We start from the raw sequence: 12,523 nt of genomic DNA, 5'->3' as shown, positions 1-12,523 counted from the left end.
AATTCTTTCCAACATCATAAATAATAAAAAATACTAAAAACATACAGTTAGCATAGTTGGTCTCCTGATTGCTTTTATAGAGTCTAGCAACGTGTGCACAGCACACAGCTGCTCTAAACATAAAAATAAGTAAGGAGAGATCACTATGGCTATGACTGGCGTTTTGCGTCCAGGCCACGCCCAGGTTCGCGTTCTGAATCTTGAAGAAGCAGTCAAGTTTTATGGCGACGTTATGGGCCTTGTAGAAACCGGACGTGATGATCAGGGCCGGGTTTACTTTAAATGCTGGGATGAGCACGATCACAGCAGTTATATCATTCGCGAAGCTGATCAGGCCGGTATTGATTTCATCGGGTTCAAGGTGCTTGATGAAGCCACTCTGGATAAATTTGAAGCTGATCTGAACGAGTACGGTGTCACCACTCGGCGTCTGCCCGCGGGTGACCTGCTTGAAACCGGTGAGCGCGTGCGTTTCACCCTTCCATCCGGCCATGAGTTTGAACTCTACGCCACCAAAACCAAAGTCGGTAATGGCTTACCCACTGAAAATCCGGGGCCCTGGTGTGAAAATTCCGAAAAAGGAATCGCCCCTGTTCGCCTTGATCATGCATTGCTCTACGGCCCTAACATTGCTGAGAACAAAAAAATCTTAGTGGATGTATTGGGTTTCTATCTGGTGGAGCGTGCGCTGGGTGAAGACGGTGAAATGGAACTGGCCATCTGGCTGTCCTGTTCGCATAAGGCTCACGATATCGCCTTTGCCGAGTATCCGGAGCCGGGCAAGCTGCATCACTGCTCTTTCCGCATGCAGACTTGGGAACAGGTACTGCGGGCCGGTGACATCATGTCCATGAACGATGTGGCCGTGGATATTGGCCCAACCCGTCACGGCATCACCCGCGGTTGCACCATCTATGCCTGGGACCCTTCCGGCAACCGTTTCGAGACCTTTATGGGCGGCTATGAGCCTTACCCAGACTGGGAAGTCCTGACCTGGACCTTCGATAACTTTGGTCAGGGTCTCGATTATCCGCAGCGCAAGCTGCATGAGACCTTCCTGACTGTTGTCAGCTGATCTTTAGCCGGGGACGGCATGGTCCGTCCCCATCTGATCAACGGTTCAACATAAAACAGGGCGATTTTATGCGGACGCAACATACACCGAATTCAGCGGATGCGACGTTGAAGAAATACGTTCGTGTGCGCAGCGACAACGGCAAGTTTATTGAATTTGATTTTGCGATCAGCTCACCCGAGCTGTTTGTGGAACTGATTTTGCCCAAACAGGCATTTGAGTCCTTCTGCACCACTAATCAGGTGGAATTTATGACCCAGGCGCAGATGGAAAAGATCGACCAGGAAATGGAAAAGTGGCGTTACGGAGAAGAAACGTTGATGGCCGCTAATCATGCACGCCATTCCTGAGTAACACCCAATAACAATAACCAGGTGACCCCATGAGCATCGAAATTAAAACATCAACCCTGGAGCCGGTTCGCAATACCTTTGCCAACCTGCAGCGCCGGTTTGGTGATAAACCTGCCACCCGCTATCAGGAAGCCACCTATGACATTCAGCCATTGGTGAACTTCCACTACCGTCCATTGTGGGATCAGGACCGTGAACTGACCGACGCCAGTCGCACTGCGCTACAGATGAACGACTGGTATGCGTTTAAGGATCCCCGTCAGTTTTACTACGGCACCTATGTGCAGCAGCGCGCCAAAATGCAAGAGAACGCCGAGAACAACTACGGTTTCTTCGAAAAACGTGATCTTACCCGCCTGTTGCCTGAAACAGTTAAAGGTCAGCTGATCCGTTTTCTGGTGCCACTGCGTCATGTGGAACACACCGCCAATCTTAACAACATGTACTGCTCCTCCTATGGTTTTGGCACTGCGCTGACCCAGGCGTTTTTGTACAACGGTATGGACCGATTGGGCGTCGCGCAGTACTTGTCCCGTATTGGCCTGCTGCTGGATGGCAACACTGGCGAAGCACTGGAAGAGGCCAAGCAGCTGTGGATGGAAGCCCCTTACTGGCAGCCACTGCGCAAACTCTGTGAAGAGATGCTGACCACCGAAGACTGGTTTGAGCTGTTTATCGCTCAGGATGTGGTGATGGACTCCCTGGTATATGACCTGTTTTTTGAGCAGTACGACGCCGCGCTGACAGAGCAGGGTGCTCAGGATATCGGCATGCTGACTGAATTTATGCGTGACTGGGCGAAGGATACTAACCGCTGGGTGGATGCTGTATTGAAAATCGCCGTAGCGGAATCTGACGCCAATAAGACCCTGATTACCGGCTGGATTGAATCCTGGCGTGGTCAGGTTGCTGAAGCATTGAGTGCGGTTTCCCGCGAAATGCTGGGAGAAGAGGCCCTGAATATGGCCCTTCAGAATCTGGATAAACGTCTGGCAAAAGCCGGTATTAAGTAAGCTGAGGTCACCATGTCAAAAGTATATCTGGTTCTGCAGGACAACGATGTTTCCCGTTACATTCTTGAAGCTGTTGAAGAAGACAATCCGGAAATCACCATCATTCACAACCCGGCGATGATTCGTATCGAGGCAGAAAATTACATGGTCGTGAATCGGGAAACGGTGGAAGAAAAACTCGGCCGTGACTGGGATGTGCAGGAACTGCACCTGAATCTGGTCACCCTGGGTGGCAACGTGGATGAGGACGATGAGCGCCTCACTCTCACCTGGAACGAATAATAAATTTAAAGGTGACGACAATGGCAGCTAAAAAACTGAACATGAAAGAGAAATACCGCCTGCTGACGCGGGATCTGGACTGGGAATTTTCCTATGCAGACCGTAAGAAGGCGTTTCCGTTTGAAGAGTTTGAAGGGATCAAGATTACCGACTGGTCAAAATGGGAAGATCCGTTCCGTCTGACCATGGACTCTTACTGGAAGTACCAGGCGGAAAAAGAGAAAAAACTCTATGCGATTTTTGACGCGTTCTCGCAGAACAATGCCCACCTGAATGTCTCGGATCCGCGTTATATCAACGCGATCAAGATTTTCCTGACCGGCATCACGCCACTGGAATATCAAGCCTATCAGGGCTTCGCTCACACCGGCCGTCAGTTTGGTGGTGTCGGTGCCCGGGTCGCCTGTCAGATGCAGTCACTGGACGAGTTGCGCCATGTGCAGACTCAGGTCCACGCCATGAGCCACTACAACAAGTTCTTTGACGGCTTTAAAGAGTGGACTCACATGCAGGACCGAGTCTGGTACCTGTCGGTGGCTAAATCCTTCTTCAACGATGCCCGCTCCGGCGGTCCGTTCGAGTTTCTGGTGGCGATCGGTTTCAGCTTTGAATATGTGCTGACCAATCTGGTGTTTGTGCCCTTTATGTCGGGTGCTGCTTACAACGGCGATATGGCGACCGTGACCTTTGGTTTTTCGGCTCAGTCCGATGAAGCCCGTCACATGACCCTGGGTCTGGAAGTGATCAAGTTCCTGCTGGAGCAGCATGAAGACAACGTGCCGATCGTGCAGAAATGGATCGACAAGTGGTTCTGGCGCGGCTCACGTCTGCTGAGCGTGGTGGCCATGATGATGGACTACATGCTGCCCAACAAGGTGATGAGCTGGAAAGAGGGCTGGGAAGTTTATTTTGAAGAGGCCGGTGGTGCGCTGTTCAAGGATCTGGCCCGTTACGGTATTCGCATGCCGAAATACGCTGAACAGATCCGCAAAGAGAAAGAGCACATTTCGCATCAGACCTGGTGGACCTTCTACACCTACGGTCAGGCTGCAGGTTTCCATACCTGGATTCCAACGGATGAAGAACTGGACTGGCTGAGTGAGAAATACCCGAACACCTTCGATAAGTATTACCGCCCGCGCTGGGAATACGCCAAAAAACTGGAAGCCGAAGGTAAACGTTTCTACAACGGCACACTGCCACAGCTTTGTACCACCTGCCAGATTCCGTTGCTGTTCACGGAAATGGATGATCCAACCCTGACCGCACACCGCTGCAGCCATTACAAAGGTGATCAGTACCACTTCTGCTCAGACGGCTGTAAAGACGTGTTCGAGGAAGAGCCAGAGAAGTACGTACAGTCCTGGCTGCCAGTGCATCAGATCTATCAGGGTAACTGCGGTGGTCCGGGTCTGCCGGAGATTCTGCAGGATTACTACCGCTTTGAAATGGGCGCCGACAATATGGATATGAAAGGCTCGCCGGACGAAGCACGCTGGAAGCAGTGGAAAGGCGTTGCCTGAGCAGACTGAGCGACACATACAATAATAATCAGGGGTCACCTCGGGTGGCCCCATACGGAGAAGAACCATGCCCGTATATGCACTTAAGCCTGATTACACAGGCGAAATTAAAGACCGCGTAGAAAATTTTCATGGTAACCAGCTGGTGTATATCGGCTGGGACCACCATCTGCTGTTTTCAAGCCCATTCTCCCTGCTGGCGCCGATCGGCATGCGCTTTGATGTCTTTTTTAAAGAGATTGTGTCGAATGCTTTTAGTCAGCATCCGGAGTGGGATCAGATCGACTGGTCAAGTGTTACCTGGTTGTTGGATGGCCAGCCTTTTATTCCGCAACCAGAGGTCAGCCTGGGCGATCAGGGCATCAACCATAAGAGTTTCCTGCGTTTTCAGACACCCGGTTTAACGGGTATCGCCGGCGCCGGTATCTGATAGGGGGCGGTCATGAGTTATGAAGTCACGATAGAACCCACCGGTGATGTGATTGAAGTGGAAGAGGGGCAGACGATTCTGGATGCCGCGCTGCGGCAGGGCGTATGGTTGCCGTTTGCCTGCGGCCATGGCACCTGCGCCACCTGCAAATGCCAGTTGGTAGAAGGGGATGTGGATCTGGGAAATGCCTCGCCCTTTGCGCTGATGGATATGGAACGGGATGAAGGCAAAATTTTGGTCTGCTGCGCCACGCCTGAGTCTGATCTGGTGATCGAGGCGGATATCGATGTGGATCCCGATTTTGCCGGATACCCGGTGCAGGACTATACCGCGACGGTAACGGCAATTGTCGATCTCTCGCCAACCATTAAAGGTGTGACCTTCAGTCTGGATCAGGCGATGGAATTTCAGGCCGGTCAGTATGTGAATATCAATCTGCCGGGGGTTGAGGGTTCACGTGCTTTTTCAATTGCCAATCCGCCATCGGCAAATGACACCGTTGAACTGCATGTGCGTCTGGTCGAAGGGGGTGCGGGCACCACCTATATCCATAATGAACTCGCCGTTGGTGATGAAATTGCAATCTCCGGTCCTTACGGACAGTTCTTTACCCGTAAATCCGATGATCAGGATGTGATCTTTATTGCCGGGGGCTCCGGTCTTTCGAGTCCGCAATCAATGATTCTGGAGTTGATAGAAGAAGGTGATCAGCGTCAGATCTACCTGTTCCAGGGCGCGCGTAATGTCGCCGAGCTCTACAACCGGGAGATTTTTGAGACGCTGGCCGCAGAACACAGCAATTTCCATTACATCCCGGCGCTGAATGCCCCGGAAGCAGGTGATGGCTGGCAGGGTTTCACCGGGTTTGTACACGATGCCGCCAATCAGTTTTTTGATGGCCGGTTTGATAACCACAAGGCGTATCTCTGTGGGCCACCGCCCATGATTGATGCGGCCATCACAACCCTGATGCAGGGTCGCTTATTTGAGCGTGACATCCATATGGAGCGTTTCCTTACCGCAGCTGACGGTGCCGAAGACCAGCAAAGGTCGGCGCTGTTTAAACGGATTTAAGGAACGTTCGACAATGAGCCCGATCGGATTCGTAAGCACTTGGCGAATCCCTCTCTTGGAGCATGGCCTCAGGTCTGCTCCTTTTTTTATTGCAGTCTTGGCATACCTAAAGGGTATTAAGATAGAGAATAAATAGTATTAGATAGTATCCAGATGCTTCATTAAGCTGGATTGAGAATTGGTTCAAAGCCCTTCTTCAGGCTTTACTGCAGCAAAACCGCATAACAATACGAACAGGTTAAGCTTATATGCGCACGGTAAATAATTTCATCAATGGCGAATTTCAGCCCGGTGTCGATCAGCGTCGATTTGATAAGGTCTCTCCCGTTTCAGGTGAGGTCATTGCGTCTATTGCCGAAGCCGGCAAAGCCGACGTAGATCAGGCGGTACGAGCCGCTAAAACGGCACTGGACGGTGAGTGGGGTTTGCTGTCTCCTGAGCAGCGCGTTGAGCTGCTCTACGAAGTCGCCGACGAGATCACGCATCGTTTCGAAGACTTTGTCGAAGCCGAGATGGCGGACACAGGTCAGCCCAGTCACGTGATGCGTCATGTGTTTATTCCCCGTGGCGCGGCTAACTTCAAGGTGTTTGCTGACGTCATCAAAAATGTGCCGACAGAATCCTTTATGACCACCACCCCCGACGGTGCCGGTGCGCTTAACTATGCGCTACGTGTGCCTAAAGGTGTGATTGGTGTTATTTCACCCTGGAATGCCCCCTTCCTGCTGATGACCTGGAAGGTTGGCCCGGCGCTGGCCTGCGGCAATACCGTGGTGGTTAAGCCTTCAGAAGAAACGCCACTGACCGCTGCGCTGTTGGGTGAAGTCATGAACAAGGTGGGCATTCCAAAAGGTGTCTACAACGTCGTCAATGGCTTTGGTCCTGAGTCTGCCGGTGCCTATCTGACCGAACACCCAATGGTGGATGCCATCACCTTTACCGGCGAAACACGTACCGGTACTGCGATCATGAAAGCGGCGGCCGAAGGCACCCGTGATGTGTCCTTTGAAATGGGCGGTAAAAACGCCGGTATTGTGTTTGCCGATGCTGATTTTGATGCCGCTGTAGATGGCATCTTCCGGTCGGCGTTCTTGAACAGTGGTCAGGTGTGTCTGGGTACTGAACGTGTCTACGTCGAGCGCCCGATCTTTGAAAAATTCGTCCTGGCCCTGAAACAAAAAGCAGAAGCCGTTAATTACGGTGCGCCGCTGGAGCAGGGTGTGAACTACGGTCCGCTGATCAGTAAAGAGCATCAGGAAAAAGTGCTCTCCTACTACCGCAAGGCAGTAGAAGAGGGTGCCACCGTCGTGACCGGCGGTGGTGTGCCACAGATGCCGGAAGCCCTGTTGGGTGGTAACTGGATTCAGCCGACCATCTGGACCGGCCTGTCCGATGACGCCACGGTGGTACGTGAAGAGATCTTTGGTCCCTGCTGTCATATCCGCCCCTTCGACAGCGAGCAGGAGGTGATCGGTCTGGCCAACAACACAGAGTATGGCCTGTCCACCACAGTCTGGACCACTAACCTCAGTCGTGCGCACCGTGTTGCGGCCAAAATTGATGTGGGTATCACCTGGGTCAATAGCTGGTTCCTGCGTGATCTGCGCACCCCCTTTGGTGGCACTAAACAATCCGGTATCGGCCGTGAAGGGGGTGTGCACTCCCTCGAGTTCTATACCGAGACCCGAAATATTTGCATCAAGCTGTAAGGGAACCTAATGGATATCAATCGGATACAGCAGTTTGGTGACAAATTGTATGAAGCATTTGTCGCCCGCAGCACCATTGCTCCACTCACAGAGCAGGTGCCGGATATTACGCTGGAAGAAGCCTATGCAATCCAGTTGCGTTATATCGAGCGCCGCCTGCAGGCAGGTGAAACCATCGTCGGTAAAAAGATCGGTGTGACCAGTAAAGCCGTGCAGCAGTTTCTGGGTGTGTATCAGCCGGACTTCGGTCAGCTCACCTCAAACATGGTGTTTGCCAACGGTGCTGATATTGATCTGGGTGGGTTGATTCAGCCTAAGGCAGAAGCCGAGCTGGCGTTTGTGTTGAAAGAGGATCTTAACGGTCCCGGCATTACGGCGATGGATGTAATCCGTGCCACGGATTATGTCGTCCCCTGTTTTGAAATTGTCGACTCCCGCATCACCGACTGGAAGATCAAGATCCAGGACACGGTTGCTGACAATGCCTCCTGTGGTGTGTATGTGCTGGGCGATGAGCGTGGCGATCCACGCAAACTGGATCTGACTCTGGCGGGTATGGTGCTGGAGAAAAACGGTGAGCTCTATTCCACCGGAGTAGGCGCTGCTGTACAGGGTTCACCGGTTAATGCGGTCGCCTGGTTGGCCAATACCCTCGGTACGCTGGGTATCCCGTTTAAAGCCGGTGAAGTGATTCTGTCCGGTTCTCAATCACAACTGGTCCCGGTTAAAGATGGCGATGAGCTGGTCTGCACCATCGGCGGTCTGGGCAGTTGTCGAGTAAGTTTCAGTGGGAGATCCGCAGTATGAATATCACCCTGTCCTCAGAGGCGATTACCCGCCTGACAGAACGGGTTGAAGGGGCGCAGACCCGTGCTTACTCAATCCCAAAACTAACCAATGAATACCCTGAGATGACCGCCGATGACGGTTATGCCGTGCAGCTGTCACTGCTGAAACGGTTTCAGGAGCAGGGTCATAAGCTGATCGGCTGGAAGGCCGGTCTGACCTCCAAGGCCAAAATGCAGCAGATGGGTGTCAATCAACCTTCTATCGGTTTTCTGACTGACCTGATGTTCCGTCCTGAAAATTCAGTGATCACCACAGAAGATCTGGTGCATCCAAAGGTTGAGTGTGAAGTGGCGTTTGTCACTAAAGACGACCTGACCGGTCCTGACTGCACGGCAGCGCAGGTAATGGCGGCTACGGATTACGTACTGCCATCCATTGAAATTATCGACTCACGCTTTGCTGGTTTTAAGTTCGACCTGCCGAGTGTGATTGCAGATAACAGCTCATCTTCCCGTTATGTCGCGGGTGGGCGTCCCCGTCTGGCCGAGGATCTTGATCTGCGCACGCTGGGCGTGGTGCTGGAGAAAAACGGTGAGATTGTTGAGATGGGTGCGGCGGCAGAAGTGATGGGCCATCCGGCTGAAGCCGTGGCGATGCTGGTCAATATTCTCCATCACCTGGGTGAGTCCCTTCCTGCCGGTAGTTTTGTCATGAGTGGTGGCATTACCGCGGCAGTCGCAGTGAATGCGGGCGATCACGTGATAGCGCGTTTCCAGGAGCTCGGCTCCGTTTCCATCCGTTTCGAATAATAACAATTAAGGATCATTTTATGCCGATTATCGAAATGCATCTTCTGGTGGGCCGTACCTCAGAAGACAAGGCCAGAGCTGCAAAAGCGATTACAGATGCGGCCGCGTCCAGTCTGGGTGTTAAAGCTGAAACAGTGCGCATCATGATCACTGAACACCAGAAAGATGAGTTTTATGTCGCCGGAAAAGCAGGTCGCGCCAGTGATCAGCAGAACGCAGCGGCTGCAACTAACGACGAGATTTAACCCATGAAAAAAATACGTTGCGCACTGATTGGCTCCGGCAACATCGGTACCGATCTGATCTACAAAGTACAGCGCAGTCCGGTGTTGGAACCGGTCTGGATGGTAGGCATTGACCCTGAATCAGAAGGTCTGGCCCGTGCCCGAGAAATGGGTCTGAAAACCACGGCAGAAGGTGTAGACGGATTGTTGCCGCATGTGCTTGAAGACAATATTCAGATCGCGTTTGATGCAACCAGCGCCTATGTGCATGCCGAAAACAGCCGCAAACTGAATGAACTTGGGGTCATGATGATTGACCTGACGCCGGCCGCCATTGGACCGCTGTGTGTACCGCCGGTCAATCTGAAAGAACATGCTGACAAGGTTGAGATGAACGTCAACATGATCTCCTGTGCAGGCCAGGCGACGATCCCGATTGTGAATGCTGTATCCCGCGTTCAGGGCGTCGAATATGCGGAAATCGTAGCCAGTCTGTCATCCAAATCGATCGGTCCGGGCACCCGGGCTAACCTGGATGAGTTTACCTTCACCACCTCCAATGCGATTGAAATTGTGGGCGGTGCGAAAAAAGGCAAGGCGCTGGCGATTATCAATCCGGCCGAACCGCCAATGATCATGCGTAATACGATTTACTGCCTGACCGAGGGTGAGCCTGAGCGTGAAAACATCATTGAATCCGTGCTGGCGATGATCAAGGAAGTACAGAAATATGTGCCCGGCTATAAGCTGGTCAATGGTCCTGACTTCGATGGCAATAAAGTTTCCGTGTTTATGGAAGTGGAAGGCCTGGGTGATTACCTGCCGAAATATGCCGGTAACCTCGACATTATGACGGCTGCCGGTACCCGCACTGCCGAAATGTTTGCTGAAGAGATTCTGGCAGGAAAAATTCAACTGAAACCCAGCGTAGCGGAGGCAGAGGTATGAGCGACCTGAAAGGTAAAAAAATTATTCTGCATGATATGTGTCTGCGTGATGGCATGCATGCCAAGAAAGAGCAGATCACTGTAGAAGAAATGGTGAAGGTTGCTACCGCGATGGATGACGCGGGTGTGCCTTATATTCAGGTCACTCACGGTGCGGGTGTCGGCGGTAACTCGCTGCAACACGGTTTTGCGCTGGCCAGTAATGAAGAGTATATCTCAGCGGTTTGCGAACAGATGAAACAGGCTGTGGTATCCGTGTTGCTGCTGCCCGGCCTGGGCACGATGAAAGAGCTTAAATCAGCCTTTGATTGCGGTGCACGCAGTGTGCATGTTGCTACGCACTGCACCGAAGCTGATACTTCGCCGCAGCATATCGCGTTTGCCCGTGAACTGGGCATGGATACCACCGGCTTCCTGATGATGTCACACCTGAATGATGCCAAGGGTCTGGCAGAGCAGGGCAAGCTGATGGAATCCTACGGTGCCCATACCGTATATATCACTGACTCTGCGGGCTACATGTTGCCTGAAGATGTTAAGGAACGTATTTCAGCACTGCGAGATGTACTGAATCCGGAAACTGAAATTGGTTTCCACGGCCATCACAACATGGGCATGGGTATAGCCAACTCTCTGGCCGCCATTGAAGCGGGCGCTACCCGTATTGATGGTTCTGTCGCCGGTCTGGGTGCCGGTGCCGGTAACACGCCGCTGGAAGTGTTTGTGGCCGTCTGTGAACGTATGGGCATCGAAACCGGCGTAGATCTGTTCAAACTGATGGATATCGCTGACGATATTATCTTCCCGATGATGGATCATATTGTTCGCGTAGACAAAGACTCGCTGACGCTGGGTTTTGCAGGGGTTTATTCAACCTTCCTTCTGCATGCCAAACGTGCCTCAGAACGTTTTGGCGTGCCAGCCCGGGACATACTGGTTGAGCTCGGTCGCAAGAAAATGATCGGTGGCCAGGAAGATATGATTCTGGATACCGCCATGACCATGGCCAAAGAACGTGGCTTGCTGAAAGCGGTTTCGCGCTGAGTTTAGGTGTAGATATGTCTCAACAGGAAATTGCTGTAGTTGTAGGTGCCACAGGCGCGTTTGGGCAAGTGATTGTCCAGCGCCTGCTGGAGCAAAATCTAAAAGTGGTTGCGGTGGCACGTACCGCCGCATCGCTGCACTCACTGGCCGAAACCTGTCCGGGTGTGGTGCCCTGTATTGCTGATATTTCAGATGACAGTGCGATTGATGCCATTGCTGCTGTGATTGATGCGCCGGTGCGTGCGATTGTGCATGGACCGGGTGTCGGTGTCGCCGGTGGTATTCTTGAAGCTCCCACCGCCACCATGGTGGATGCGGTGAATATCAAAGTAGGCGGTTTATTGCGCCTGACCCGTGCCGTCGACAGTCAGCTGCAGGCGGGTTCACGACTGATTGCCATTGGCGGTCATTATGGGCTTGAGCCGACCGCCTATGCCGCGTCTGCAGGTGTGGCCAATGCGGCACTAGTGAATGTCTCGCGTCAGCTCAGTCTGGCCTATGGCCCACGTAAAGTGACGGCTCATGTGATTGCACCAGGCCCTGCAGATACCGACCGTTTGCGTCGCGTCGCTCAGGCGCGTGCCGATCAGCGTGGTGTTTCAGTGGACGAGGTGTTTGACGAACTCAAGGCTGAGTCCAGCATCAGTGCGTTTACGACCCCTGAACAGGTCGCCTGGGCAGTGACAATGCTGCTCGCACCTGAGGCTGATGCCATGACCGGCTCTACCTTGATGCTCGACAGTGGGCGCCGTAAGGGTCTGCCATAGGCCCTCCCTTTCAAAGCTGATCCGACCCGCTAACAATAATAAAGGAGTCGATATGCCAATTGTTACCTTTCACCTTGCTGAGCAGTCCTGCAGTGAGGCCGACGCCGCTCAGCTCATTACAGATGCGTCTGAACTCTATTCCCGTGTCCTCAGTGCCCCGATGGAGCGGGTACGTGTTTTTATCAACTATTATCCTGCCAATGCACTGGGCGTAGCCGGTAAACCGGTGACTCCAGGCCATAAAGGTGCACCTTTTTTTGAAGCGATTGTCCTCAGTGGTCGTCCGAAAGAGCAGCGCCATGAACTGATGCTGGGATTCTCACGTTTGGTTGCGTCTGCGTTGTCTGTAGAACAGAGCGTGGTGCGTGGCCGAATCATCCAGATCGATCCGGATGACTGGAGTATTGGTGGTATTCCAGCGGCGGAGATGCGCAAGCAGGAGATTACAGATCGGGCGGCTGCGGCAGCGACAAACTGATTGGAG

The 12,523-nt window shown here is 52.7% G+C and carries 15 protein-coding genes; all 15 read left to right on the top strand.

The window, feature by feature from the left end; genetic code table 11:
- The first annotated feature begins 151 nt into the window (after nucleotides 1–151).
- The 15 genes from P2G53_RS00615 to P2G53_RS00545 all read left to right on the top strand — a co-directional run bounded on the left by P2G53_RS00615 (nucleotide 152) and on the right by P2G53_RS00545 (nucleotide 12,517).
- Entirely contained in the window at nucleotides 152–1,075 is a 924-nt protein-coding gene (locus tag P2G53_RS00615) for a catechol 2,3-dioxygenase (protein WP_345799196.1), read from the top strand.
- A 68-nt stretch (nucleotides 1,076–1,143) separates the two neighbouring features.
- Complete coding sequence (locus tag P2G53_RS00610; protein WP_275812192.1) at nucleotides 1,144–1,425, top strand: phenol hydroxylase subunit; 282 nt, start codon at nucleotides 1,144–1,146, stop codon at nucleotides 1,423–1,425.
- A 32-nt stretch (nucleotides 1,426–1,457) separates the two neighbouring features.
- Nucleotides 1,458–2,441 (top strand): aromatic/alkene monooxygenase hydroxylase subunit beta, encoded by a 984-nt coding sequence (locus tag P2G53_RS00605; protein WP_275812190.1) that lies wholly within the window; start codon nucleotides 1,458–1,460, stop codon nucleotides 2,439–2,441.
- Between the two features lie 12 nt (nucleotides 2,442–2,453).
- The gene (locus P2G53_RS00600) at nucleotides 2,454–2,723 is read left to right on the top strand and encodes an MmoB/DmpM family protein (protein WP_275812187.1); all 270 of its coding nucleotides are present in this window, start codon (nucleotides 2,454–2,456) and stop codon (nucleotides 2,721–2,723) included.
- Nucleotides 2,724–2,743: 20 nt separating this feature from the next.
- A complete protein-coding gene (locus P2G53_RS00595; protein WP_275812184.1) occupies nucleotides 2,744–4,246 on the top strand; it encodes an aromatic/alkene/methane monooxygenase hydroxylase/oxygenase subunit alpha in 1,503 nt (500 codons plus the stop codon).
- 67 nt (nucleotides 4,247–4,313) lie between these two features.
- Nucleotides 4,314–4,676 carry a phenol hydroxylase subunit P4 gene (locus P2G53_RS00590; protein WP_275812182.1) on the top strand — a complete coding sequence of 121 codons (363 nt, stop codon included), beginning with the start codon at nucleotides 4,314–4,316 and terminating at the stop codon, nucleotides 4,674–4,676.
- A 12-nt stretch (nucleotides 4,677–4,688) separates the two neighbouring features.
- Nucleotides 4,689–5,750 (top strand): phenol 2-monooxygenase domain-containing protein, encoded by a 1,062-nt coding sequence (locus P2G53_RS00585; RefSeq protein WP_275812179.1) that lies wholly within the window; start codon nucleotides 4,689–4,691, stop codon nucleotides 5,748–5,750.
- A 248-nt stretch (nucleotides 5,751–5,998) separates the two neighbouring features.
- Complete coding sequence (locus P2G53_RS00580) at nucleotides 5,999–7,459, top strand: 2-hydroxymuconic semialdehyde dehydrogenase (RefSeq protein WP_275812176.1); 1,461 nt, start codon at nucleotides 5,999–6,001, stop codon at nucleotides 7,457–7,459.
- A 9-nt stretch (nucleotides 7,460–7,468) separates the two neighbouring features.
- Nucleotides 7,469–8,266 carry a 2-oxopent-4-enoate hydratase gene (dmpE, locus tag P2G53_RS00575; protein WP_275812173.1) on the top strand — a complete coding sequence of 266 codons (798 nt, stop codon included), beginning with the start codon at nucleotides 7,469–7,471 and terminating at the stop codon, nucleotides 8,264–8,266.
- A complete protein-coding gene (gene dmpH / locus P2G53_RS00570) occupies nucleotides 8,263–9,057 on the top strand; it encodes a 2-oxo-3-hexenedioate decarboxylase (protein ID WP_275812170.1) in 795 nt (264 codons plus the stop codon). Before dmpE ends, dmpH begins: the two co-directional genes overlap by 4 nt.
- Before the next feature lie 20 nt (nucleotides 9,058–9,077).
- Entirely contained in the window at nucleotides 9,078–9,302 is a 225-nt protein-coding gene (locus tag P2G53_RS00565) for a tautomerase family protein (protein WP_275812167.1), read from the top strand.
- Nucleotides 9,303–9,305: 3 nt separating this feature from the next.
- On the top strand, nucleotides 9,306–10,229 hold the full coding sequence (locus P2G53_RS00560; RefSeq protein ID WP_275812164.1) for an acetaldehyde dehydrogenase (acetylating): 924 nt from the start codon (nucleotides 9,306–9,308) through the stop codon (nucleotides 10,227–10,229).
- A complete protein-coding gene (gene dmpG, locus P2G53_RS00555) occupies nucleotides 10,226–11,272 on the top strand; it encodes a 4-hydroxy-2-oxovalerate aldolase (protein WP_275812161.1) in 1,047 nt (348 codons plus the stop codon). Before P2G53_RS00560 ends, dmpG begins: the two co-directional genes overlap by 4 nt.
- 14 nt (nucleotides 11,273–11,286) lie before the next feature.
- Nucleotides 11,287–12,039, top strand: coding sequence for an SDR family oxidoreductase (locus P2G53_RS00550; protein WP_275812158.1), 753 nt, complete (start codon nucleotides 11,287–11,289; stop codon nucleotides 12,037–12,039).
- Between the two features lie 52 nt (nucleotides 12,040–12,091).
- Nucleotides 12,092–12,517, top strand: coding sequence for a tautomerase family protein (locus P2G53_RS00545; protein ID WP_275812155.1), 426 nt, complete (start codon nucleotides 12,092–12,094; stop codon nucleotides 12,515–12,517).
- Nucleotides 12,518–12,523: the final 6 nt, after the last annotated feature.

This window comes from Neptuniibacter sp. CAU 1671, assembly GCF_029222905.1.
GTDB lineage: Bacteria > Pseudomonadota > Gammaproteobacteria > Pseudomonadales > Balneatricaceae > Neptuniibacter.
This window is presented reverse-complemented; position numbering and strand designations above follow the sequence as displayed.